Genomic DNA, 22,200 nt, shown 5'->3' with positions numbered 1-22,200 from the left:
ACGCGCGCCCTCGTAAATCGGTGTCGACGGCGGTATCGCGCGTGATACCTCCGGCCCCGCCGCCCGCTCTCCCCTTCGCTCCCGACACGGATCCCTTATAACCACCCAGTGTGACAACCCAGTAATGGCAGACGACACGGACGCGGCCACCGGTCCGGACGCGATCATCGACGAAGGCGCGGGGACCGACGGTGACGCGGCTCTCGACGACGGCCCGAGCGCGTCGCGGACGCGACCGGGGGCCGACCGGCGGACGCGTCGGCGGTTCCTCGCGCTCGGCGGCGCCGCCGGCGCGCTCGCGCTCGCCGGCTGCAGCGCGCAGCGAACCGACGACGACGGGAGCGACGGCGGCTCCGACGGCGGGACGGACGACGAGGACGGAGCGAACGAGTCCGACGGCGACGACGGGTCGGACGACGGGGGAGACGAGGAGACCCCCACGCTGACGGTCGCGACGTACACCAGCTTCATCGACGCCCCCTCGGTGAGCCCGGGCGAGTGGCTCAAAGAGGAGTTCGAGTCGCGGTTCGACGCCGAGCTGGAGTGGGCGACGCCCGACAACGAGCTGAACTACTACGTCGAGCGCGCCGCCTCGGGGGTGTCGGTCGACGCCGACCTCTACGTCGGGCTCACCACGGACGACCTCGTGCGCGTCGACGACCGACTCGACGACGACCTGTTCGCCGAGCGCGGGGAGGTAGACGGGTTCGGCGACGTCCGCGAGGGGCTCCTGTTCGACCCGTTCGACCGCGCGGTCCCCTTCGACACCGGCTACGTGAGCCTCGTGTACGACGGCACGTCGATCGAGGCCCCGGAGACGTTCGAGGGGCTGCTCGCCGACGAGCACTCGGGCGCGCTCATCGCGCAGAACCCCGGCGGCTCCTCGACGGGGCGCTCGTTCCTGCTGCACACGATCCACCGCTTCGGCGACGGCGGCGTCGCGAGCGACGGGGACGGGGAGGCGGTCGAGGGCGGCGACGGCGACCCCGACTACGACTACCTCGACTACTGGGCGGACCTCCAGGCCAACGACGTGCGGGTGCTCGGCTCGTGGGACGACGCGTACACCGCCTGGAGCAACGGCGAGGCGCCGATGGTCGTCTCCTACTCGACCGACCAGGTGTTCGCGGACATGGAGGGCGCGAACTTAGAGGAACACCAGATCCGATTCTTGAACGACCAGGCGTACGCGACCCCCGAGGGGATGGCCGTCTTCGCCGGCGCCGACGAGCCGGAGCTCGCCCGCGAGTTCATGTCGTTCGTGCTGGAGCCGGACGTGCAGGGCCAGATCGCCCAGCGCAACGTCGCCTTCCCGGCGACCGACACCGCGACGCTCCCCGAGGACTACGCCGAGCTCGCGAAGGAGCCGGCCGAACCGGTGACGTTCACGTACGACGAGCTCCAAGGCTCCGTCAGTGAGTGGATCGACGCCTGGGAGCGACAGTACGCCGGGAACTGAGTCCGGCGTGACCGACCGCCGTCGCACGCGCGCTCTCCGCGACCGGCTCGAGGGGCGCCTCCTGACCGCGCTGGCGGTCGTCACGAGCCTCACGCTCGTCGCCGCCTTCTACTACCCGGTCGGCACGGTCCTGATCGAGGCGGTCGTCGTCGACGGCGCGGCCACGCTCTCGGTGTTCGCCGCGCTGTTGCGCGACCCCTTCTACTTCGGGGAGATCGCCCGGCTGTTCGCGGGGGAGTCGCCGCTCGCGGTCGCGCAAGCCTATCTCGCACCCGACCGCCGGCTCGGGATCGTCGGCTTCACCGCGTATCAGGCCGCGCTGTCGACGGTCGCCAGCGTCGCGCTCGGGCTCCCCGCCGCCTACCTGCTCGCGCGCTTCGAGTTCCCCGGCCGCCGGACGCTGCGGTCGCTGACGATCGTCCCGTTCGTCCTCCCGTCGATCATGGTCGCGGTCGGCTTCGTCGCCACGTTCGGCACCAACGGGACCCTGAACGCCGTCCTGTCGGCGCTCGGGCTCCCGCCCGTGGACCTCATGTTCACCCTCCGGGCGATCGTGATCGCCCACGCCTTCTACAACGCGCCGCTCGTCGCGCGGGTGACGACCGCGGCGTGGGAGTCGGTCGACGCGCGCGCGGTCGAGACCGCCCGGAGCCTCGGCGCGGGGCCGACCCGGGCGTTCTACGACGTGGTCGCGCCGCAGGTGTACCCCGCCGTCCTGACGGGCGCGGCGCTCACCTTCGTGTTCACCTTCGGCACCTTCCCCATCGTGCTCGCGCTCGGCGGCTTCCAGCTGGCGACCGTCGAGGTGTTCGTCTACCGGCTCGTCCGCGACCTGAGCTACGCCGAGGCGGCCGCGCTGGCGATCGTCGAGCTCCTGATCTCGCTCGGGGTCCTCCTCGCGTACCTGCGCTACGAGGCACGCAACACGGTCAGCGCGCGCGGCGCCCGCCCGCTCCCGCGCAAGCGCCTGCTCCCCGCGGCGCCGAGCGCACGGGAGGTGCTTCCCCGCGTCGGCCTCGCCGCCTACAGCGTCGCCGTGGGGGTCCTCTTCCTCGCGCCGATCGCCTCGATGGTCCTCGCGAGCGTCACGGGCGGCGACGGCGCGCTCACGCTGGATCACTACCGCTTCCTCGTCGACCGCCAGCAGACGGGGGCGGCGTTTCAGGTGCGCCCGTGGCCCGCGATCCGCAACTCGCTCGCCTTCGCGTCGGCGTCGACGCTGATCGCCCTCCCGATGGGGGTCGTCGTCGCGGTGCTGACGACGCGGCGGTACCGCGGGCGGAAGCTCGTGGACGCGGCCGCGATGGCGCCGCTCGCCGTCTCCGGGATAATCGTCGGCCTCGGTCTCCTCCGCGGGCTCGTCTTCGGCGTCGAGGTCGCGGGGTGGCGGATCGCGGCGACCGGCGCGGTCGCCATCGTCGTCGCGCACGCGGTCGCGGGCTACCCCTTCGTCGTCCGGACGGTCGCGCCCGGGCTGGAGGGACTGGACCGCTCGCTGGTCGAGTCGGCCCGGGCGCTCGGCGCGTCGCGGGCGCGGGTGATCCGCGACGTGGAGCTCCCGCTCGTGTGGCCCGGCGTCGTCGCCGGCGCGGCGTTCGCGTTCGCCATCTCGATCGGCGAGTTCACCGCGACGGTGGTGCTCGCGACCGGCGCCGACGCGTACACGATGCCGGTCGCCATCGAACGGTTCATCGGGCGTCGGCTCGGACCGGCGACCGCAATGGGCGTCGTCCTCCTCGTCGTCACCGGGCTCAGCTTCGTCGTGATCGAGCGGCTCGGAGGTGAGCACCGTGGACTTTGAGCGGTCGGCCACCGACGCCGCGGCCGAGGCGGCGTCCGCCGGATCGTCGGCGGACGACTCCGAAGCCCCGCCGGCCGTCGAGCTCGACGGCGTGACGAAGCGCTACGGCGACGCGGCCGCCGTCGACGACGTGAGCCTCCGGGTGCGCGAGGGGGAGTTCTTCACGCTGGTCGGCCCCTCGGGCTGCGGGAAGACGACGACGCTCCGGCTGATCGCGGGCTTCGAGGAGCCGACCGCCGGAACGGTCCGCTTCGGCGGCGAGTCGGTCGCCGGCGTGCCGCCGGAGGACCGCGACGTTGGCGTCGTCTTCCAGAACTACGCGCTGTTCCCGCACATGACCGTCGGCGAGAACGTGGGCTACGGGCTCAACTTCGCCGACCCGCCCGAGGGGATCACCCGCGAGGAGCGCGTGGCGGAGCTACTCGAGCTCGTCGACCTCCCCGACGCCGCCGACCGCGAGCCGGAGAGCCTCTCCGGCGGGCAACAGCAGCGCGTCGCGATGGCGCGGGCGCTCGCGCCCGGCCCCGACCTCCTCCTCTTAGACGAGCCGATGAGCGCGCTCGACGCGCGGCTCCGCGAGCGCCTCCGGGTCCAGGTCCGGAAGATTCAGTCCGAACTCGGGATCACGACGGTCTACGTCACCCACGACCAGGAGGAGGCGCTGGCGATCTCCGACCGCGTCGCGGTGATGCGCGACGGGACGCCCGAGCAAGTGGCGCCCCCGCGGACGGTGTACCGCGAGCCGGCGACCCGGTTCGTCGCCGAGTTCGTCGGCGACAACAACGTCTTCGCGGGCCGTGTCACGACCGTCGAGGAGGGGGGTGCGGCCGACGGCGCCCCCGCGGTCGCCGCCGTCGACGCCGGCGGAGAGACGCTCCGGGTCGCCGTGGACGACGCCGACGTCGCCGTCGGCGACCGCCTCACCTTCTGCGTCCGCCCGGAGTACCTGCGGATCGACGGCGGCGAGAGCCGGATTCGGGCGGCCGTCGCCAGCGCGGAGTTCCTCGGCGAGACGACGCGCGTGACCCTCGACTGGGGCGGGCGCGACCTCGTCGTTCGGACGCGGGACCCCCTCTCCGGGGACGTCGTCGTGGGCTTCGACCCCGAGGACGCGCACGTGATCGGGGTCGACGGGGCGTGACGAGGATCAGGTATAACTAAATCTGCGGTGGTGCGCGCCCGTGAGCGGCCGACAGGCCGCGAACGGCGCGCGCGAGGGAGCCCGCGGCCGCCGGGGGCGGCCGCGGCGAGGTTGGGGAGGCGTGAGGCTGCGGTGCGGTGCTGTGCGGGGCCGGGACTCAAAGGGGCAGCCGTGAGGCGGGCGCAGGGGACGCAAGCACCGCAGGAGCGAACAAAGTGAGCGATCGAGGAGCGTGGTTCGAGACGCCGGAGGCGTCTCGTCATCACGAAAGGCGCGGAGCGCCTTTCGAACGACAGCGAGCGTGCGCCCGCCTCACGGTTGGGGCTTTGGAGGTGGTCGCCGTATTACCGAGTGTATTAGCTTATAACCGAGCAACTGGGGCTTTGAAGGTGGTCGCAGCTATTCCGGGATCAATTATTCTCGAATCGAAAGCTGCGCTCTAATCCGCGTATAGCGGCGACACGCATTACCGGCCCGAACCCCTACCCCGCGTATGGCCTCGGAGTCGTGCGACGTCTGCGAGCGGTCCGTCAGAATTGCCGGCGGGATCGGCGATCTGTGGAACTTCGCGTTCGAGTCGACACAGGGGATGACGCTCGAACTGACTGACGGCGCCGAGTTCTTCCTCTGTTTCGAGTGCATGGAGGCGCTCCCGGACGACCACGAGCCCACCGAGGCGGACGTCGCCGACCTCCGCGAGCGCACCGACCCGGTCGCGGAGGACGGGAACGACTTCTGGCACTGGCGGTAGGGCGCGATCCGACGCGCGAGCGCCGCACCCGTTTTCGAGCGTACCACAAGGAACATACTGCCTCGCGACCCGATACGATCCATCAGGTGGACACAGTGACGAAGAAACGCGAATACCGAGACGACTACGACGACAAGACGCTGTACATCCCCGGGCCGACGGAGGTCCGCGACGACGTCATCGAGGCGATGACGGAGTCGCCGTTCGGCCACCGGATGGACCGGATGACCGACCTGTACACGACCATCGTCGAGGACACGAAGGAGTTCCTCGGCACCGACAACGACGTCGTCATCCTCACCGCCTCCGGCACGGAGTTCTGGGAGGCGTCGACGCTGAACCTCGTCGACGAGAACATCCTGGTGCCGACCTGCGGCAGCTTCAGCGAACGCCACGCCAACGTCGCCGAGCGGCTCGGGAAGGACGTCGACCGGCTGGAGTACGAGTGGGGCGAGGCGGTCAAACCCGAGGACATCCGCGAGGTCCTCGAATCGACCGACAAGCACTACGACGTGGTCGCGACCGTGATGAACGAGAGCTCCACGGGCGTCCGCAACCCGATCGAGGAGATCGGCGACGTCGTCGCCGACTACCCGGACACGTACTTCGTCGTCGACGCCGTCTCCGCGCTCGGCGGCGACTACGTCGACATCGACGAACACGACATCGACGTCATCTTCGCGTCCACCCAGAAGGCGTTCGCGATGCCGCCGGGACTCGCCGTGTGCGTCGTCAGCGACGACGCCTACGAGCGCGAGGTCGAGAAGGGAACCTCCTCGTGGTACGGCGGCTTCCGACGCACGATCGACTACTACGAGCGCAAGGGCCAGACCCACTCGACGCCCGCGATTCCGATCATGTTAGCGTACCGCAAGCAGATGAAACACATGCTCGAGGAGGGCCACCGCGCCCGCGACGAGCGCCACCGCGAGATGACGGAGTACGTCCACGACTGGGCCGACGAGCACTTCGCGATGTTCCCCGAGGAGGGGTACGAGTCCCAGACGGTCGCCTGTATCGAGAACACGCGGGGGATCGACGTCGCGGCGACGATCGAGGGAGTCAGCGAGGAGTACGACATGGCGTTCTCGAACGGGTACGGGTCGCAGCTCGGCGAGGAGACGTTCCGCATCGGTCACATGGGCGAGCACACGGTCGAGAGCGTGAAGGAGCTCACGGACGCGATCGAGGACGTCGCCGGGCTGTAGCGCGGCCGACCGATTTCACCGCCCCGCGGTCACTCGTCCGACCGCGGCTCGACGAGGTCGATCCGGTACCGTCGCCCGCCGGCGTCCGTCTCCTCGACCCCGACGACGACGAACGCGTGGTCGCCGACGTCGACGATGTCGCCCGGCGAGAGCGGGCCGTCCGGTCCGGGCTCGCCGCGCCGTCGACGGTTCCGGCGCGCGCGCTTCCCGTCTTCGCCCTCCCGCTCGCCGTCCACGACCGCCGGCCCGACGCCGATGACGGCGCGCTCGGCGTCGACCGCGCGGTTCCAGAACGCGTCGGACGGCGGCTGCGGCTCCAGCAGCCCCGCGAGCTCCTCCCTCCCGAGTCGCTTCATACGGGCCGAGTCACAGCCAGAGCAGTTGTGCGTGTCGGGTTCCGCCGACCTCGAGCACCGTCTCCTCGTCGACGAGCCCGGCCTCGACCGCGACGCCGACGGCCTCGCTCCCGACGATGTTCGCGACCTGCGCGCGGGAGAGCCCGGCGACGACCTCTTCGGCGCTCGCCTCGACGGCCTCGTCGCCGCCGTAGAACTCCTCGGTGACGGCGAGCGTCACCTCGCCGTCCTCGTACGTCTCGCCCAGGCAGTCCGCGTCGCAGACGGAGACGAGCGTCCCCTCCGCGGTGTCGCGCTCGCGGAGGAGCATCCCGGAGGCCCGGTCGCCCATCTCAGAAGCCCTCGGGCCCCTCGCCCTGGAGCTCGCGCTCCGGGGAGTCGGCCGACTCGCCGCGCTCGCCCGGCTGCCCGCCCCGGCCGCCTCGCCCGCCCGGTTGGCCACCGGCGCGACCCTGCCCGCCGCGACCGCCCGGTCCGGGCGCCTGCCCGGTCTGTTCCTCGACCATCTGCTCTTCGGCCTCGCGGCGGATCTTGTCGGCGCGGTCGGCGACCTCCTCGGCCTGCTCGTGCTCGCCGGCCTCCTCGAGGGCGCGCGCCTTCTCTTCGAGGACGCCCGCGCTGCGGTAGCCGAGGCGGATCGCGTTGTCGAAGCAGGTGACGGCGTCCTCGGCGAGCCCGCGCTCGACGAGCAGGAACCCGCGGTTGTACCACGCTTCCGCGAAGCGCGGGTCGGTCTCGACGGCGCGCTCGGCGTGTTCGAGCGCCTGCTCGGTGCGGCCGAACTCCCAGAGCGCGTACGCGAGGTTGGTCTCGGCGGTCGCGGCGTGCTCGGAGGCGTCGTCGATCCGCAGCGCCTCCTCGTAGGCGCCGATCGCCTCGTCGTACTCCTCTAACTCGGCGTGGGCCGCGCCCTTGTTCACCCACGCTTCCTGGGCCTCCAGCGAGTCCTCCTCGGCGAAGTGGGCGGCGCGCTCGAACGTCTCGGTCGCCTCTTCGAAGCGGTTGATCCCCATGTACGAGAGGCCAACGTCGATGAGCCGCTCGACGTCGATCGCGTCGCTCTCGACGTTGCGCCGGTCGAGGATGTCGGTCAGCACGCGGGAGTCGACGGGGTCGACCGTGTTCGGGTCGGCGTCGATCTCCTCGGGGTCGAGGGTGAACTCCTCGTAGTCGGCGTCGACGCCCTGCCCCACGGAGAACTCGTGGCGGTCGCCGTCGCGTTCGTCGGTCATATACCCGGTTTTGACGGTCACGACGCGTAAGGGTTGCGTCGCCGACCGAACGGGGGAGGTCGCTGTCGGCGACGGCGCGGCGAACGCTCCCTCGCTCTTGTGAACGGCCCCTCGCCCGTACGCGACGTTCGCTCTCACCCACCGGACCCCGCCACACCCGCAACCGACTTACGAATCGGCCGCGACGGGCCGGTATGAGCGAGCACGACCGGACGGCCGCGGTCACCCGCGAGACGAGCGAGACGACGATCGAGCTCACCCTCGCGGTCGACGGCGACGGCGACAGCGAGGTCAACACCGGGATCGGCTTCTTCGACCACATGCTGGCGTCGTTCGCCAAGCACGGCCTCTTCGACCTCACCGTCAGGTGCGACGGGGACACCGAGATCGACGACCACCACACCGTCGAGGACGTCGCGATCTGCCTCGGCGAGGCGTTCGACGAGGCGCTCGGCGAGAAGCGCGGTATCCGGCGGTACGCCGACCGGCGGGTCCCGCTCGACGAGGCGGTCGCGAGCGTCGTCGTCGACGTGGCCGGTCGCCCGTACTACGAGTTCTCCGGCGACTTCTCGCAGGAGTCCGTCGGCGAGTTCACCAGCGTCATGGCCGACCACTTCGCGCTGTCTCTGGCGCACAACGCCGGCCTGACGCTCCACGCCGCGGTAGAGCGGGGGGACAACGCCCACCACGAGGTCGAGGCGCTGTTCAAGGCGCTCGCGCGGGCGCTCGACGACGCGACGCGGCTCGACGAGCGCCGCAGCGACACGCCGAGCACGAAGGGCGAGCTGTAGCGGAGCGCCCGCCCCGCGCGGTCGACCGGCGGCCGACCCCCGCCACCGTCCCGTTCCGACGGTTTAAATCGGGTCGGGACCCACCCTCCACCAATGCAACCGAGTTCGCTCTCCGGGCTCCCCGCGGGCGTCGGCGAGGCGCTCGAAGCGGAGGGCGTCGCCGAGCTGTACCCGCCGCAGGAGGCCGCCGTCGAGGCCGGCGTCGTCGACGGCGAGAGCCTCGTCGCCGCGGTCCCGACCGCTTCCGGGAAGACCCTGATCGCCGAGCTCGCCATGCTGTCGGCGATCGAGCGCGGCGGCAAGGCGCTGTACATCGTCCCGCTGCGCGCGCTCGCCAGCGAGAAGAAGACCGAGTTCGAGCGCTGGGAGGACCACGGGGTCACGGTGGGCGTCTCCACCGGCAACTACGAGTCGGACGGCGAGTGGCTCGCCACCCGAGACGTCATCGTCGCCACCTCGGAGAAGGTCGACTCGCTGATCCGCAACGGCGCGCCGTGGATCGACGACCTCACCTGCGTCGTGAGCGACGAGGTCCACCTCGTCGACGACCCGAACCGCGGCCCCACCCTCGAGGTGACCCTCGCGAAGCTCCGGAAGGTGAACCCCGGGCTCCAGACGGTCGCGCTCTCGGCGACCGTCGGCAACGCCGACGTCATCGCCGACTGGCTCGACGCCGGGCTCGTCGAGTCCGACTGGCGACCGATCGACCTCCGGATGGGCGTCCACTTCGGCAACGCGATCGACTTCGCCGACGGGAGCAAGCGGGAGGTCCCCGTCGAGCGCGGCGAGGACCAGACCGCCCGTCTCGTCGCCGACGCGCTCGACACCGAGGAGGACGGGCAGGGCGGCTCCTCGCTCGTCTTCGTCAACTCCCGGCGCAACGCGGAGTCGTCGGCCCGGAAGCTGACCGACGTCACCGGGTCGCGACTCACCGACGAGGAGCGCGACCGCCTCCGCGAACTTGCCGAGGAGATCCGGGGCGTCTCCGACACGGACACGTCGGAGGACCTCGCCGACGCCGTCGAGCAGGGGTCGGCGTTCCACCACGCGGGGCTCGCGAGCGAGCACCGGTCGCTCGTCGAAGACGCGTTCCGCGACCGGCTTATCAAGTGCATCTCCGCGACGCCCACCCTCGCCGCGGGCGTCAACACCCCCGCCCGCCGGGTGATCGTCCGCGACTGGCGCCGCTACGACGGGGAGTTCGGCGGGATGAAACCCCTCGACGTGTTGGAGGTCCACCAGATGTGCGGGCGCGCCGGGCGGCCCGGGCTCGACCCGTACGGCGAGGCGGTGCTCCTCGCGAACGACGCGGACACGAAAGAGGAGCTGTTCGAGCGGTACCTCTGGGCCGACCCCGAGCCGGTCCGCTCGAAGCTCGCCGCCGAGCCCGCGCTCCGGACGCACGTGCTCGCCACCGTCGCCTCCGGCTTCGCCTCCACCCGCGACGGGCTGCTCTCCTTCCTCGACAACACCCTCTACGCGACGCAAACCGACGACGAGGGGCGGCTCGCGGCCGTCACCGACACCGTCCTCGACTACCTCGCCGTCAACGGCTTCGTCGACCGCGACCGCGACGGCGGGAACGAGGGCCTGACCGCGACCGGCATCGGCCACACCGTCTCGCGGCTCTACCTCGACCCGATGAGCGCCGCGGAGATGATCGACGGGCTCCGGTCGGTCGGGGCGGCCGGGAGCGCCGGGGACGTCGGTGCGGGAGGCGACGACGGAGGGGAGTTCGTCATGACGGCCGACGGCGACAGCGACGAGCCCGGGTTCGGGACGTACACGCGGGCCGGCGAGGACGGAGCGGGCGGCGAGTCCGAGGCCGCCGCGGACGACGCGGCGACCGACGACTCCGACGCCACGTCGCCCGAGGTCACCCCGCTCGGCCTCTACCACCTCGTCAGCCGTACCCCCGACATGTACGAGCTCTACCTGAAGTCGGGCGACCGCGAGGAGTACACCGAGCTCTGCTACGAGCGCGAGGGCGAGTTCCTCGGCGACGTGCCCTCCGAGTACGAGGACGTGCGCTTCGAGGACTGGCTCGCGTCGCTGAAGACGGCCCGCCTCTTGGAGGACTGGGCGAACGAGGTCGACGAGGACCGCATCACGGAGCGGTACGGCGTCGGTCCGGGCGACATCCGCGGGAAGGTCGACACCGCCGAGTGGCTGCTGCGCGCGGCCGAGACCCTCGCGCGCGACGTGGAGGGGGTCGACGGCGACGTCGTCGTCGCGGTCCGCGAGGCCCGGAAGCGGATCGAGTACGGCGTCCGCGAGGAGCTGCTCGATCTGGCCGGGATCCGCAACGTCGGCCGGAAGCGCGCCCGCCGGCTGTACGAGGCCGGTATCGAGAGCCGCGCCGACCTCCGCGAGGCCGACAAGGCGGTCGTGCTCGGCGCGCTCCGCGGCCGCGAGCGCACCGCCGAGCGCATCCTCGAACACGCGGGGCGCGAGGACCCGTCGATGGACGACGTGCGGCCGGACAAGTCGGCCTCGGCGGCGGCGACCGCCGGCTCCGCGAGCGACGAGAGCGGCGACGGGCAGGCGAGCCTGGGTGATTTCGAATGAGCGACGCGGAGGCCCTCGGCGACGACGGAAGCGACGGCACGCCCCCCGACCCGCCGACCCCGCCGCACCGCCTCGTCCGCGGAACGGTCGCCATCGACGACCTTGACGCGTTCCTCGAACGGCTCGACGAGATCGGCGCCGACACCGGCGCGGTCGTCCAGGCGTTCGACGCCGACCTCGTCGTCTCCGACGCCCACCTCGGCGCCGCGACCCGCCTCGCCGCTCGGGCGATCGCCCGCGGCGAGGCCGTCGCTCGCGACCCGGGCGTGGAGGTCATGCTGTACGCGGCCGGCCGCCGGCAGATCGACCGCGCGCTGACGCTCGGCGTCTCCGAGGGGGATCAGCGCGCGGTCATGCTCGTCGCCGACTTCGGCGGCGTCCCCGGAGCGGACCGGCCCGCCGCGGACCTCGACGCGGCCGAGCGCGCGGTCGCGGAGCTGACGACCGACGCGGGCGCCGACGACGACGGGTTCGACGCGGACCGAGTCAGGGAGTTCTTCGACGTCTCCGACCGCGAGCTCGCGGCGACCGCCGGCGACCTGGCCGACGTGGTCCGCGAGCGCGTCGCGCTGCTCGACGTCGAGAAGTGATCGGGAGCACGGGTGAACGGTTCGCATACCCCTTCGTTTCTACTGGAAACCGCAGTACGTGAGCGTCGTTTGATTCCAGACGAAGGCACGCATCGAGGGGAACGAGGCGATCCGCGCGAAACGGACCCCCGCAAACGAAACGGAGCGGGCCGCCACGGTCGAGGAAGGGCGAACCGCGAGAATAGTCCATCCTGGATTCGAACCAGGGTCGTTGCCCCCAGAAGGCAACAGGATTGGCCACTACCCCAATGGACTGTGCGCAACCACCGATAGCCTGTGCGTGTTTGTAAGCGTTGCGCGTCGCCGGCCCTCTGTCACGCGTTCACAGGCGATGAGAACGCGACGGGCCGCCCGCGACCGAATCCGATCGACGAACGTGCGTATATCGATGCGCTTTACTCGCCCGGATAACCACGAAGCTGTATGTACGTCGGACGATTCGTCGTCGTCGCCCCCGGAATCGGCGCCTACCGCGTCTCCTCGCGCTCGTTCCCGAACCGGCGCGTGCTCGACCGCGACGGGACCCTCACGGTGGGGCCGACGCCGGACGCCCCCGAGACCGACAACCCCTACGTCTCGTACAACTGCGCGCGCGCGGTCAGAACCCCCACGGACGAGCCGCTCGCGGTCGTCGGCAACGGGTCGCACGTCGATCCGATCGCGGAGAAGCTGGAGCTCGGGTACCCGGCCCGCGACGCGCTCGCGACCCCGCTGCTCGCGCTCGACTTCGAGAAGGACGACTACGACACGCCGCGGATCGCCGGCGTCGTCGGGAGCGGCTCGGCGACGATCGGCGTCGTCCGCCGCGACGCGCTGCTCGTCGAGGCCGTCGACGAGCCGACGATCGTCGCCACCTACGAGACCGACAGCCCGGAGCCGTACGCGCTCGAAGCGGCGGAGGCCGACGCGCCGGACGCGGGCGCGGCCGCGACCGAACTCCTCGGCGCCGACTTCGAGCACCCGGTGTGCGCCGCGGGCGCGACCGTCGACCGCGACGGCGTGACGCTGGCGTTCGACAACGGCGGCGAGTAGGGGCGGCCGCGACGGGGGCGACGCCGCCACCCCGTTCCGCCCATTTTCCGGCTTCCGACGCCTTTTGGCCGCGGCGGTCGACCGCTCCCCATGGAGCGCGTCACCGCGGCCGACTACCACGACATCGCGACGCCCGCCGACCCGCGGATCTCGCCCGACGGGGACCGGGTCGCCTTCCTGCGACGCCAGCCGACCGACGACGAGGAGTACGAGTCGACGGTGTACCTCGTCGACGTCGCGGGCGCCGCCCCCCGCCGGCTCACGCTCGCCGAGGGCTCCGACGCGGAGCCGCGCTGGAGCCCGTCCGGCGACCGGATCGCGTTCACTTCGACGCGGGGCGCCGCCGACGACCGCCAGCAGCTGTGGGTGCTCCCGGTCGACGGCGGCGAGGCCCGGCGGGTCACCGACGTCGTCGGCGGCGTCTCGGAGATCGCCTGGTCGCCCGACGGGGAGCGCATCGCCTTCGTGCAGTCGGTGACCGCCGAGGACCGCGAGGAAGACCGGGATCTCGCGGTCCCGGCGGAGTACGAGCCCGAGGAGCATCCCGACCCCCGCGTGATCGACCGCACCGTCTACCGCTCCGGCCAGGAGTACTTCGACGGCCGGCGGTCGGGCGTCTACGTCGTCGACGCGGACGCGGCGGTCGAGGGCGCGACGGCGCCGGACCCCGCCGAGGGCGTCGAGCGGGTGACCGACGGCGACGCCGACTTCGCCGCGCCCGACTGGGGCGACGCCGACACGCTCTACTTCGCCGAGGAGGTCGGCGACGACCCGGACGACTCGTCGGAGATCGCGATCCTCGCGCACGACTTCGAGACGGGCGAGACGGAGCACGTCCACACGACCACCGGCTGGGGCGCCGCGATCGCGGCGACCGCCGACGGGCGAGTGGCGTTCACCCACGCCGAGCCGGAGCGGGTGTCGATGCGGCCGGTCGACCTCCGCGTCGTCGACCGCGAGACGGGCGCGGTGACAGATCTCACGGGAGAGATCGACCGCGGGCTCGGCTACGAGGCCGCGCCGCAGTGGGGCCCCGACGACGCGACGCTGTACTTCGCGACCCCCGACGAGGGGAGGACGGCACTGTGGCACGTCCCGGCCGACGGGAGCGAGTCGCCCGAACGACTGCTCCGACCGGGGACCGTCTCCGGCGCGACCGTCGGCGGCGACGAGGGCGCCGGCCCCGGCGAGGTGACGGTCGCGTTCGCCGCCAGCGAGCCGGACCACCCGGGCGACGTCTTCGCGCACGACGCGTGGAGCGGCGAGACGACGCGGCTCACGGAGCTGAACGCCGATTACCTCGCGGGGCGCGAGATCGGCGAGCCGGAGGAGATACGGTTCGAGTCGGACGGGACGGAGATCCAGGGATGGGTGCTGACGCCGCCGGGGTTCGATCCGAACGGGGAGGGCGAGGAGGGAGACGAGGCGTACCCCCTCGCGGTCGAGGTCCACGGCGGCCCCCACGCGATGTGGTCGACCGCGGGGACGATGTGGCACGAGTTCCAGACGCTCGCGGCCCGCGGCTACGTCGTCTTCTGGTCGAATCCGCGCGGCTCGACCGGCTACGGCGAGGCGTTCATGCAGGCGATCGAGCGCGACTGGGGCGAGGTGACCCTCGCGGACGTGATGGCCGGCGCGGAGACGGTCGCGGAGCGCCCGTACGTCGACGAGACGAACGCCTTCCTCACCGGCGGCTCCTTCGGCGGGTTCATGACGGCGTGGACGGTGGGACAGACGGACTACTTCCGCGCGGCCGTCTCCCAGCGCGGCGTCTACGACCTCACCGGCTTCTACGGCTCGACCGACGGGGCGTACAAGCTCGTCGAGGGCGACTTCGACACGGTCCCGTCCGAGGAGCCCGGCTGGCTGTGGGAGCGGTCGCCGACGGGCCACGCCGACGCGGTCGACACCCCTACGCTCCTGATCCACAGCGAGGACGACACCCGGACGCCGATCTGCACGGCGGAGCTGTACCACCGCATGCTGCGGAAGAACGGGGTCGACACGCGGTTCGTGCGCTACCCGCGCGAGGGCCACGAGCTCTCGCGCTCCGGCGAGCCCGGGCACGTCGTCGACCGCATCGAGCGGATCGTCCGGTGGTTCGACGGCTACTCCGAGCACCACGACGCGCCGCGGGCGCTCGACCGCCCCGACGAGGAGGGGCTGAGCGCCGGGGGCGACGGGGACAGCGAGGAGGAAGGAGAGGCGGACGGAGACGAGGCGGAGTAGCCGCTCACTCCCGTTCGTCCGGGTCGAACGCGTCGATCGCCGCGTGGACCCCCTCGACCCACTCGTCGAGCGCGTCGTGGAGCCGCTCTTTCGCCTCCGGGACCGGGATCGCGGTGTACTGGTAGACGTAGCCGCCGGAGTCGAGCAGCCGACGGCGGCGCTCGACGAGGCCCTTGTCCCGGAGCGTCGACAGCGAGCGGTTCACGTTCGACCGGTCCCGGTCGAGCGTCTCGGCGAGCTCGGCGACGGTGCTCCCCGGGTGATCGAGCAGCGTCAGGTACGTGCGGCTCTCGTGGTCGCGGATGCCGAACACGCAGGAGAGCACGTGTTCGAACGAGGGGGAGACGTCGCCGACGAGGTCCTCGATCTCGGGGTCGCTCATAGGCGCCGTTCGGCTGCGGCCGGGTTAAAAGTCGTCATCGGCGGACCGCGGCCGAGCGTCGGCGCCCGACTCAGTCGCCGTCGCCGCCGGCGCCGGCGCTGGCGTACCCCATTCGGTCGATACAGCCGCGCATCTCGTCCTCCTCCGCGTGGCGGTGGAGGTTCGTCGGCGTGTCGCAGTGATACGTCTCCCCGTCGTACCGGAGCACGACCTCGTGGCGCCCGCCGGCCACCTCGACGTCGACGAGGATCCGACGGCCGTCGTTGAGGGCGTCGATGATCTCGTCGGCCGATAGCTCGCCGGCCTCGATCCGGAGTACCTCGCTCATACGCGCCCTTCGCGCGTCGGCGGATTAAAATTGCGCGTGTCTCGCGCGCCGATCACGTCATCGTGGAGTCCGGGCCGCCCTCCGTCTCAGGGGGTTCGACGCCCTCCGCGGCGGCGACGTCGTCCGTGCGCTTCTCGGTCTCGACGTGCCAGCGGTCGATCTCCGACTCGTACTCCGCGAGGATGTCGCTCACCTCGGCCTTCAGCTCGTCGTCGTTGACGTTCACCTCGAACTCGAACGTCTCGCCGTCCTCGCCGCGGCCGACCTCCTGGATGTTGGCGCTGACGAGTTCGTTGTCGAAGTAGTACGGCGCCATCTGGGTCATCACCTTGCGGTACACCGTGTCCTCCACCTTTCGGAGCGCCTTGCGGCTGGCCGAGTCGGCCGCGCGGGCGACGTGGCCGATCGACTCGCCCCAGCTCTCCATCGCGCTCTCGGTGTCGTTCTCCTCGACCTTCTCGTAGGACTCGGTGAGCTTCTCGCCGGCCGTCTGGAGGTCGTCGCCCGGCGTCTTCCCGGCCTGTTCGCCCTCGCCCTCGGCGACGGACGCCTGCTCGGCGGTCTTCGCCGACACGTCCTCGTCGATGCGCTCGTGGGACTTCGGGCGCCAGTCGTCGAACTCGTGGAACGCGTCGCCGTCGGCGCCCGTCTCGCGGAGCGCCAACGCGATTCGCTCGCCGTGTTCGACGACGTCGCCCCAGTCCCCGCGCACCTTGAAGCCGGAGATGCTCTCTTCCATCGCGTGGACCCCCATAAGAAACGAACGCGTATAAGTCTCTCCGACCTGACGTGTGCTCGCGCACGTCGGCGGTGCTTCCCCGGGCGGCGCTCTCCCGGCCTACTTCCCGTACGAGAGCCGGCGGCCGAGCTCGTCGACCCGGTCTTTGAGGTCGCTGAGGAACCCCGCGGGCGACACCCGACGGATCGAGGACTCGTCGACCTCGATGCGTCCGCCCGCGAACGGATCGTGCTCGGCGCGGTCCTCCGGGTCCTTGTCGCCGTTCACCGCGCCCACGACGGTCGACATCGAACACCGTCCGCACGCCTCCGCTTGGATCTCCTCGTCGGACATGGGTCTCTCTACCGAACGATCGTGTTCGACGGTCTTAAAACCCGACGCCGGAGCCGCTACGTCGTTTTCTCGCCGAACGGAGGGAGCTCCCGAACCGACCGACGCCGGCCCGACGAGCTTTTCAATCGGTCCGTGGAATGAGTTCACATGGGATACCGAGTCGTCGACACGGACGCCGTGGAGCCGAAGCCCGACCGCCCCTGCGAGTGCCGGAAGCTCTCCGAGCCGGGCGGGCTCGACTTCACGGCGATCAACCGGTTCCGCGCCGAGCCGGGCGAGCAGCTCCCGCTCGCGTACCACTACCACGAGACCCAACAGGAGGCGTTCTACGTGCTCGACGGGAGGCTCTCGATCGAGACCCCGGAGGGGACCTACGAGGTGCCCGCGGACGACCTGTTCGTCGTCGACCCAGAGAGCCCGCAGCGCGCGTACAACCCGGCCGACGCCGACGGCCCCGTGACCGTGCTCGCGATCGGCGCGCCGCCCGCCGACGGCGACGCGGTCGCGTACGATCCCGCCGATGAGTGACGCGGTCGACGGCGGCGAGCGCCGCGACTCCGAGGAGCTGCCGGCCGAGATCAGCGAGGCGGTCCCCGACTACGACGACGAGTACCTCGACCGGGTCTCCGACCGGCTGATGTACAGCTACGACCTCGAGCGGGACGTGGTCGTCCACGGCGAGCGGTTCGAGTTCGCGGGGGAGATGCGGATGCGCAACCAGAAGCAGTTCTTCCACCCGGCGCTGAGCTACGCCGACCACGACATCATGGAGCACCTGTTCGCGCGCCGGGTGACGAGCCCGACGGTGGGGGAGCTCGAGCGGCTCGTCGAGGTCGGCCACCGCGTCGCCGACGAGCGGATCACGCCGAACGAGGAGCACTTCGGCACCGACGTCACCTTCGTCCTCGTCGCCGATCGGATCCCCGACGACGTCGCCGAGTTCGTCGACGGGTTCCGGGACCGCACCCTGCTGAAGCTCGGCTACTACGGGCACTACGAGGTGAACCTGATCGTGGTCGCGCCCGACGAGGAGGAGATCGTCGACAGCGAGGCCGCGGACGTCACCGGCGCGTTCCGGCTGTGGGAACCCGTCGAGAAACCGGACGAGGGGTTCCTCTCCCGCTTCGCGAAGCGGTTCTGGCGGTGACCGCGATGCGCCCGATTCGCTCCCCGCGCCCTCGGCGCGCGTTCCTCACCGCGGTGACCGGCGTCGCGACGGCGACCGCCGGCTGCGCGCTCCTCCCCGAGGAACAGGAGCCGATCGAGGCGACCGCCGATCGACCGGCGTCTCTCTCGGACGCCGCGGCCTCCGATCGGGGCTACGAGGAGACCCTCTCGACGGAGACGACGGTGACCGTCTCGATCACGGTCGACCTGTCCGGCGACGTCCAGATCTCGAACACCCGCGAGGTGATCGCCACCGTGTTCCGTCGGGGGTACGCCGCCGACGACGGTCGGCGATTCGGGGTCGTCACCGCGCCGGCCGTGGCGGTGATCGAACAGCCGGAGGTCGTCCGCAATCCGATCGCCGCGGTGTCGGCCGCGCGAGCGGTGGAGCTGGCGACCGGCGCGAACGTCTCGTCGGTCTCGGAGTGGGAGAGCGCGGCGACGCGAACCCTGCTCGGGACCGAGGCGGAGAGCGAGACGGCGACCGCGACCGCCGACGGGACGGCCGTCGAACTGGAGCGGGTCCGGGTGCGGGTCGGGAGCGACGCCGTCACGGCGGTCGCGGTCGCGCCCGACGGCGCCGACGACCCGCCGTTCGGCGCGGTCACGCGCGACGCCTGACCCGGGCGCGCGACGGGCGCGTCGCTGGCCGGTCGGAAAATTAAAAATCGGTCGTCGAAGCCGCAGGCGGCGCCTCAGTCGTCGCTCGGCTCGGCGGCGACGCCGGAGGTTCCGCCGCGGGCGGACTGGATGTTATCGTAGCCGATCTTCACCAGCGAGAGCGCGATGTAGATGAGGACCAGCGCCAGCACCATCTGAACGACGGACGAGGCGATGGAGCTGAGACCCTCGGCGCCGCCCTGGATGAGGTTCTGGTACAGGTTGCTGTAGAACGCCAGCCAAGCGAGCCCCAGGACGGTGATCGTCGTCATGATCGCCATCGGGACCCCCGTCGAGACCAGCTGTTTGGAGTCGTCCCAGTTGGCCAGCCAGACGGTGGCGGTCAGCAGCGCGAGCGCCGCGAGCAGCTGGTTGGCGCCGCCGAACAGCGCCCACAGCGTCAGCCACTCGCCGGAGATGACCATCAGGTACGCCGGGACGGCCTGGACCACCGGGTTGGTGTAGCGACCGCGAGCGAGGCTCGCGAGGGCCGCCCGCGGGCCGTCGGTGAGGTTCTCGAAGCCGGACGCGGTGTCCCCGGTGGGAACCCCGACGATCTCCTCCATCATGTAGCGGCCGAGGCGGACGGCGGTGTCGGTCGACGTGAGCAGGAAGCTCACGAGCACCAGCGCCATGAACGGCGCCCCGTACGACTGCGGCAGCCCGAAGCTGGTGAGGATGATGCCGCCGCCGGTCGCGAAGTTCGGCAGCGCCGCGCCGATCCCACCGGCGGGGTCGGCGAACCCGGCGACCGCCAGCGTCGAGAGCGCGACCGCGGCGAGGAGCCCCTCGCCGAGCATGCCGCCGTAGCCGATCAGCCGCGCGTCGGTCTCCTTGTCGAGTTGTTTGGCCGTCGTCCCCGAGGAGACCAGCGAGTGGAACCCGCTGATCGTCCCGCAGGCGATGGTGATGAACAGGAGCGGGAACAGCGGCGCGAGGCCGGCCCCCTCGACGCCCCAGAAGCCGTTGAACGCGCCCATCGAGTCGGCGATGACGAGCGGCTGCGCGGAGGTGCCGAGCAGCGTGCCGACGATGATCGCCAGCAGCGCCCCTCCGACGCCGGTGTACAGGAGGAACGACGAGAGGTAGTCACGCGGCTGGAGCAGCGTCCACACCGGGAGCGCGCTCGCGATCCCGGCGTACAGCATGATGACCGGGACCCACGCCGCCCGGTTCGGGTTCATCGCGACGGCCGAGGACCCGGGGATCCACTGCCCGCTCCCGAGCCCGAGCACGTCCGCGAGAACGAGCGTTCCGGCGGGGTACGCCGCGTCGCCGACCGCCGGGAACAGCGCGAACGGGAACTCGATACCGAGCCAGACGCCGCCGAAGACGGCGGCGACGAACAGGACCGTCCCCGGGACGAACGGACCGTTCAGCTGGTACAGGTAGACGCCGAACACCAGCGCGAGCGCGATGTACACGAAGCTCGCGGTCGTCACCTGCGGGAACGCGTCGAAGACGATGGCCACCACGAGGGCGAACACCGCCACGACGAGGATGATCGTGAGGAACGCGAACCACAGCAGCATGTTCTTGCCGCGCTCGCCCACGTACTGGCCGATGATGTAGCCGATCGACTTCCCCTCGTGTCGCAGCGAGCTCGACAGCGCGACGAAGTCGTGGACCGACCCCATCAGCGGGTTGCCGATCGCGATCCACAGCAGCGCGGGGACCCATCCCCACACGGCGCCGGCCGTGATCGGGCCGACGATCGGCGCGCCGCCGGCGATGCTCGAGAAGTGATGCCCCAGCAACACCGGCTTCTTCGACGGGACGTACTCCTGTCCGTCCTCGTACTTGTGCGCCGGCGTCTCCGTTTCGGCGTCGAGTTCGACGAACTGGGAGAGGTACCGCGAGTACCCCATGTACCCGAGTGTGAACGTACTCAGCACAGCGACCGTGATCCAAATTACACTTGTCATGAGTTCCCCTGCCTCATAAACGCGGTTCGGAAACAGCGTATTAAGTATTAGCTTCAACCGTGATAGTTACCCGATTTGGTTGAAGAAAGCGGGAAGATAGGCGGCGGGAATCGGTTCGTTTCACGTCACCGATGCTTTATTTCTCGTCTTCGCCACCGGTTCTTACTCGCGCGCGCTCACGGGGTCCCCCGTCTCGACGTCGAGCGCCGCGGCGACCTCCGAGAGCACGTCGCCCCGGACCTCTCGGGTCCGCGACTCGATCTCGGCGACCAGCGGCGGGTCGAACTCCTCGCGGACCTGGTCGAGCCGCTCGCGCTCGGTCGCGACCTTGTCGCGGAGGTAGGTGGCCCCGCGCCCCTCCTCGTCCTCGTCCGGCGACGGGGTGAGCTTGTTCGCGACGAGGCCGCGGACGCGCAGGTCGCGCTCGGTGAATCCCTCGATGGCGCGGCCCGTCTCGTTGACAGACAGCTGGTCGGGGTTCAACACGAGGAAGAAGGCGGCGTCGTTCCGCATCGTGTCGCCCGCGAAATCGAAGAACTCCTTGCGACGCTGGAGCCGCTCTAAGACCGGATCGCCGTCCATCAGGCGCCGCGGCTCCGCGTCGCCGATCGCGGCCTTCTCGAACAGGTCGATCGACTGCTTGCGCTTGTACAGCAGGCGGTCGATCCAGTCGCCGAGGAACTCCGGGAGCCCGAGCAGGCGCAGCGTCGACCCGGTCGGCGCGGTGTCGAAGACGACGCGGTCGTACGGCTCGCTCTCCTCGCGCATCACGCCCACGAACGCGTCGAAGAGGGCGGCCTCGTACGCGCCCGGGGTGCCGTGCGACATCTCCAGCTGCCGGTTGATCTCCGAGACCATCGCCGTCGACACCTGTTCGGAGAGCCCCTCGCGTATCTCCTGGAGGTGTCGCTGCATCTCGTCTTCGGGGTCGATCTCCATCGCGTCGAGCCCCTCGACGCCGTCGACCGACTCGGGGTCGTCGCCGAACCGCTGGTCGAACACGTCCGACACCGAGTGCGCGGGATCGGTCGAGACGACGAGGGTCCGCAGCCCGGCGTTCGCACAGCGGTACCCGTAGGCGCACGAGACCGTGGTCTTGCCGACGCCGCCCTTCCCGCCGAAGAAGACGAACTGCTCCATCAGAAGTGGTACTGCTGGCCCTTCCGTTCCAAGAGGCTCTCGCGGTCCCACAGCCGGCGCTCCCAGGCCTCGAACTCGTCTTCGAGGTACGGGAGCAGCTCGGCGGTGTAGTACGAGACCGGCGAGGGAATGCCGAACGCGTCCGGGAAGCACGCGAGCATGAACTCGTCTTCCGTGTCCTCGGCCTCCTTCTCGATCTTCTCGTAGGCCGCGTGGGTGACCATCCCGTGATACAGGCCGCGGAGCCACTCCTCGAGCGCGGCTCGGAAGGTTTCGATCCGGTCTGCGACTGTCATTATCGGTCGTGACGGTCGGGGCGTGTTAAAAGCTGTCGCGGTCGCGCGTCGGGGGCGGGTCGCGTCGTCGCT

Annotated in this window: 23 protein-coding genes and 1 tRNA gene; 13 read left to right on the top strand and 11 right to left on the bottom strand. The window is 70.9% G+C overall.

All coding sequences use genetic code 11. From position 1 onward, the window contains the following. Positions 1 to 124: 124 nt before the first annotated feature. The 5 genes from B4V04_RS08990 (at position 125) to B4V04_RS08970 (ending at position 6,360) form a co-directional block, all read left to right on the top strand. The gene (locus tag B4V04_RS08990; RefSeq protein ID WP_498230973.1) at positions 125 to 1,459 is read left to right on the top strand and encodes a thiamine ABC transporter substrate-binding protein; all 1,335 of its coding nucleotides are present in this window, start codon (positions 125 to 127) and stop codon (positions 1,457 to 1,459) included. 7 nt (positions 1,460 to 1,466) lie between these two features. Continuing rightward, on the top strand, positions 1,467 to 3,260 hold the full coding sequence (locus B4V04_RS08985) for an ABC transporter permease (protein ID WP_498232448.1): 1,794 nt from the start codon (positions 1,467 to 1,469) through the stop codon (positions 3,258 to 3,260). Beyond that, complete coding sequence (locus B4V04_RS08980) at positions 3,241 to 4,401, top strand: ABC transporter ATP-binding protein (protein WP_498230971.1); 1,161 nt, start codon at positions 3,241 to 3,243, stop codon at positions 4,399 to 4,401. The genes B4V04_RS08985 and B4V04_RS08980 overlap by 20 nt, the downstream gene beginning before the upstream one ends. A 493-nt stretch (positions 4,402 to 4,894) precedes the next feature. After that, positions 4,895 to 5,152 carry a DUF7561 family protein gene (locus tag B4V04_RS08975; protein WP_498230969.1) on the top strand — a complete coding sequence of 86 codons (258 nt, stop codon included), beginning with the start codon at positions 4,895 to 4,897 and terminating at the stop codon, positions 5,150 to 5,152. Positions 5,153 to 5,247: 95 nt separating this feature from the next. Next, positions 5,248 to 6,360, top strand: coding sequence for a pyridoxal-phosphate-dependent aminotransferase family protein (locus B4V04_RS08970; protein ID WP_498230967.1), 1,113 nt, complete (start codon positions 5,248 to 5,250; stop codon positions 6,358 to 6,360). 29 nt (positions 6,361 to 6,389) lie between these two features. On the opposite strand, the gene B4V04_RS08965 is transcribed toward B4V04_RS08970, so the two are convergent. The 3 genes from B4V04_RS08965 to B4V04_RS08955 are packed head-to-tail and all read right to left on the bottom strand — an operon-like array spanning position 6,390 to position 7,948. Next, positions 6,390 to 6,716: a hypothetical protein gene (locus B4V04_RS08965; RefSeq protein WP_498230965.1), complete on the bottom strand. Its 327-nt coding sequence runs from the start codon at positions 6,714 to 6,716 to the stop codon at positions 6,390 to 6,392. A gap of 10 nt (positions 6,717 to 6,726) precedes the next feature. Further along, positions 6,727 to 7,026 carry a DUF424 domain-containing protein gene (locus tag B4V04_RS08960; protein ID WP_498232447.1) on the bottom strand — a complete coding sequence of 100 codons (300 nt, stop codon included), beginning with the start codon at positions 7,024 to 7,026 and terminating at the stop codon, positions 6,727 to 6,729. 22 nt (positions 7,027 to 7,048) lie between these two features. Continuing rightward, on the bottom strand, positions 7,049 to 7,948 hold the full coding sequence (locus B4V04_RS08955; protein WP_498230963.1) for a tetratricopeptide repeat protein: 900 nt from the start codon (positions 7,946 to 7,948) through the stop codon (positions 7,049 to 7,051). Positions 7,949 to 8,142: 194 nt separating this feature from the next. On the opposite strand from B4V04_RS08955, the gene hisB reads away from it, so the two are divergent. The 3 genes from hisB (at position 8,143) to cgi121 (ending at position 11,897) form a co-directional block, all read left to right on the top strand. Then, positions 8,143 to 8,739 (top strand): imidazoleglycerol-phosphate dehydratase HisB, encoded by a 597-nt coding sequence (hisB, locus tag B4V04_RS08950; protein ID WP_498230961.1) that lies wholly within the window; start codon positions 8,143 to 8,145, stop codon positions 8,737 to 8,739. Positions 8,740 to 8,832: 93 nt separating this feature from the next. Further along, entirely contained in the window at positions 8,833 to 11,307 is a 2,475-nt protein-coding gene (locus B4V04_RS08945) for an ATP-dependent DNA helicase (RefSeq protein ID WP_498230960.1), read from the top strand. Then, positions 11,304 to 11,897, top strand: coding sequence for a KEOPS complex subunit Cgi121 (cgi121, locus tag B4V04_RS08940; RefSeq protein WP_498230959.1), 594 nt, complete (start codon positions 11,304 to 11,306; stop codon positions 11,895 to 11,897). Before B4V04_RS08945 ends, cgi121 begins: the two co-directional genes overlap by 4 nt. Before the next feature lie 182 nt (positions 11,898 to 12,079). Here cgi121 and B4V04_RS08935 read toward each other — a convergent pair. Further along, positions 12,080 to 12,152 (bottom strand) — tRNA-Gln (locus B4V04_RS08935). Between the two features lie 168 nt (positions 12,153 to 12,320). Between B4V04_RS08935 and B4V04_RS08930 the strand changes: the two genes are divergently transcribed. Further along, the gene (locus tag B4V04_RS08930; protein WP_498230958.1) at positions 12,321 to 12,929 is read left to right on the top strand and encodes an IMP cyclohydrolase; all 609 of its coding nucleotides are present in this window, start codon (positions 12,321 to 12,323) and stop codon (positions 12,927 to 12,929) included. 90 nt (positions 12,930 to 13,019) lie between these two features. Continuing rightward, positions 13,020 to 15,158, top strand: coding sequence for a S9 family peptidase (locus B4V04_RS08925; protein ID WP_498230956.1), 2,139 nt, complete (start codon positions 13,020 to 13,022; stop codon positions 15,156 to 15,158). A 4-nt stretch (positions 15,159 to 15,162) separates the two neighbouring features. On the opposite strand, the gene B4V04_RS08920 is transcribed toward B4V04_RS08925, so the two are convergent. The 4 genes from B4V04_RS08920 to B4V04_RS08905 all read right to left on the bottom strand — a co-directional run bounded on the left by B4V04_RS08920 (position 15,163) and on the right by B4V04_RS08905 (position 16,940). Beyond that, positions 15,163 to 15,540 (bottom strand): helix-turn-helix domain-containing protein, encoded by a 378-nt coding sequence (locus B4V04_RS08920; protein WP_498230954.1) that lies wholly within the window; start codon positions 15,538 to 15,540, stop codon positions 15,163 to 15,165. A gap of 70 nt (positions 15,541 to 15,610) precedes the next feature. Next, positions 15,611 to 15,868, bottom strand: coding sequence for a DUF8001 family protein (locus B4V04_RS08915; RefSeq protein WP_498230952.1), 258 nt, complete (start codon positions 15,866 to 15,868; stop codon positions 15,611 to 15,613). 52 nt (positions 15,869 to 15,920) lie between these two features. After that, positions 15,921 to 16,607, bottom strand: a complete 687-nt coding sequence (locus B4V04_RS08910; protein WP_498230950.1) for a DUF5828 family protein — start codon at positions 16,605 to 16,607, stop codon at positions 15,921 to 15,923. 99 nt (positions 16,608 to 16,706) lie between these two features. Further along, positions 16,707 to 16,940: a DUF8007 family protein gene (locus B4V04_RS08905; RefSeq protein ID WP_498230948.1), complete on the bottom strand. Its 234-nt coding sequence runs from the start codon at positions 16,938 to 16,940 to the stop codon at positions 16,707 to 16,709. A gap of 147 nt (positions 16,941 to 17,087) precedes the next feature. On the opposite strand from B4V04_RS08905, the gene B4V04_RS08900 reads away from it, so the two are divergent. The 3 genes from B4V04_RS08900 to B4V04_RS08890 are packed head-to-tail and all read left to right on the top strand — an operon-like array spanning position 17,088 to position 18,728. Further along, positions 17,088 to 17,468, top strand: coding sequence for a cupin domain-containing protein (locus B4V04_RS08900; protein WP_498230946.1), 381 nt, complete (start codon positions 17,088 to 17,090; stop codon positions 17,466 to 17,468). Next, positions 17,461 to 18,087, top strand: a complete 627-nt coding sequence (locus B4V04_RS08895; RefSeq protein ID WP_498230944.1) for a DUF8052 family protein — start codon at positions 17,461 to 17,463, stop codon at positions 18,085 to 18,087. Before B4V04_RS08900 ends, B4V04_RS08895 begins: the two co-directional genes overlap by 8 nt. A gap of 5 nt (positions 18,088 to 18,092) precedes the next feature. After that, the gene (locus B4V04_RS08890; protein ID WP_498230942.1) at positions 18,093 to 18,728 is read left to right on the top strand and encodes a DUF6517 family protein; all 636 of its coding nucleotides are present in this window, start codon (positions 18,093 to 18,095) and stop codon (positions 18,726 to 18,728) included. A gap of 74 nt (positions 18,729 to 18,802) precedes the next feature. Here B4V04_RS08890 and B4V04_RS08885 read toward each other — a convergent pair whose 3' ends face one another. The 3 genes from B4V04_RS08885 to B4V04_RS08875 form a co-directional block, all read right to left on the bottom strand. Continuing rightward, positions 18,803 to 20,692 (bottom strand): carbon starvation CstA family protein, encoded by a 1,890-nt coding sequence (locus tag B4V04_RS08885; protein ID WP_498230940.1) that lies wholly within the window; start codon positions 20,690 to 20,692, stop codon positions 18,803 to 18,805. Positions 20,693 to 20,854: 162 nt separating this feature from the next. Further along, positions 20,855 to 21,832, bottom strand: coding sequence for an ArsA family ATPase (locus B4V04_RS08880; RefSeq protein WP_498230939.1), 978 nt, complete (start codon positions 21,830 to 21,832; stop codon positions 20,855 to 20,857). Then, positions 21,832 to 22,128, bottom strand: coding sequence for a DUF7990 family protein (locus B4V04_RS08875; RefSeq protein ID WP_498230937.1), 297 nt, complete (start codon positions 22,126 to 22,128; stop codon positions 21,832 to 21,834). Before B4V04_RS08875 ends, B4V04_RS08880 begins: the two co-directional genes overlap by 1 nt. Between the last annotated feature and the right edge of the window lie 72 nt (positions 22,129 to 22,200).

The organism is Halorubrum sp. B52 (genome assembly GCF_059752555.1).
Note: the sequence above shows the minus strand (reverse complement) of the source record. Positions and strands in the feature narration are given on the sequence as shown.

Bases quoted from the DNA above. Each gene is read 5' to 3' on its own strand.
- B4V04_RS08990 (WP_498230973.1), top strand. From the start codon at position 125: ATGGCAGACGACACGGACGCGGCCACCGGTCCGGACGCGATCATCGAC.
- B4V04_RS08975 (WP_498230969.1), top strand. From the start codon at position 4,895: ATGGCCTCGGAGTCGTGCGACGTCTGCGAGCGGTCCGTCAGAATTGCC.
- B4V04_RS08965 (WP_498230965.1), bottom strand. From the start codon at position 6,716: ATGAAGCGACTCGGGAGGGAGGAGCTCGCGGGGCTGCTGGAGCCGCAG.
- B4V04_RS08960 (WP_498232447.1), bottom strand. From the start codon at position 7,026: ATGCTCCTCCGCGAGCGCGACACCGCGGAGGGGACGCTCGTCTCCGTC.
- B4V04_RS08955 (WP_498230963.1), bottom strand. From the start codon at position 7,948: ATGACCGACGAACGCGACGGCGACCGCCACGAGTTCTCCGTGGGGCAG.
- hisB (WP_498230961.1), top strand. From the start codon at position 8,143: ATGAGCGAGCACGACCGGACGGCCGCGGTCACCCGCGAGACGAGCGAG.
- B4V04_RS08945 (WP_498230960.1), top strand. From the start codon at position 8,833: ATGCAACCGAGTTCGCTCTCCGGGCTCCCCGCGGGCGTCGGCGAGGCG.
- cgi121 (WP_498230959.1), top strand. From the start codon at position 11,304: ATGAGCGACGCGGAGGCCCTCGGCGACGACGGAAGCGACGGCACGCCC.
- B4V04_RS08930 (WP_498230958.1), top strand. From the start codon at position 12,321: ATGTACGTCGGACGATTCGTCGTCGTCGCCCCCGGAATCGGCGCCTAC.
- B4V04_RS08925 (WP_498230956.1), top strand. From the start codon at position 13,020: ATGGAGCGCGTCACCGCGGCCGACTACCACGACATCGCGACGCCCGCC.
- B4V04_RS08920 (WP_498230954.1), bottom strand. From the start codon at position 15,540: ATGAGCGACCCCGAGATCGAGGACCTCGTCGGCGACGTCTCCCCCTCG.
- B4V04_RS08915 (WP_498230952.1), bottom strand. From the start codon at position 15,868: ATGAGCGAGGTACTCCGGATCGAGGCCGGCGAGCTATCGGCCGACGAG.
- B4V04_RS08910 (WP_498230950.1), bottom strand. From the start codon at position 16,607: ATGGAAGAGAGCATCTCCGGCTTCAAGGTGCGCGGGGACTGGGGCGAC.
- B4V04_RS08905 (WP_498230948.1), bottom strand. From the start codon at position 16,940: ATGTCCGACGAGGAGATCCAAGCGGAGGCGTGCGGACGGTGTTCGATG.
- B4V04_RS08900 (WP_498230946.1), top strand. From the start codon at position 17,088: ATGGGATACCGAGTCGTCGACACGGACGCCGTGGAGCCGAAGCCCGAC.
- B4V04_RS08895 (WP_498230944.1), top strand. From the start codon at position 17,461: ATGAGTGACGCGGTCGACGGCGGCGAGCGCCGCGACTCCGAGGAGCTG.
- B4V04_RS08890 (WP_498230942.1), top strand. From the start codon at position 18,093: ATGCGCCCGATTCGCTCCCCGCGCCCTCGGCGCGCGTTCCTCACCGCG.
- B4V04_RS08885 (WP_498230940.1), bottom strand. From the start codon at position 20,692: ATGACAAGTGTAATTTGGATCACGGTCGCTGTGCTGAGTACGTTCACA.
- B4V04_RS08880 (WP_498230939.1), bottom strand. From the start codon at position 21,832: ATGGAGCAGTTCGTCTTCTTCGGCGGGAAGGGCGGCGTCGGCAAGACC.
- B4V04_RS08875 (WP_498230937.1), bottom strand. From the start codon at position 22,128: ATGACAGTCGCAGACCGGATCGAAACCTTCCGAGCCGCGCTCGAGGAG.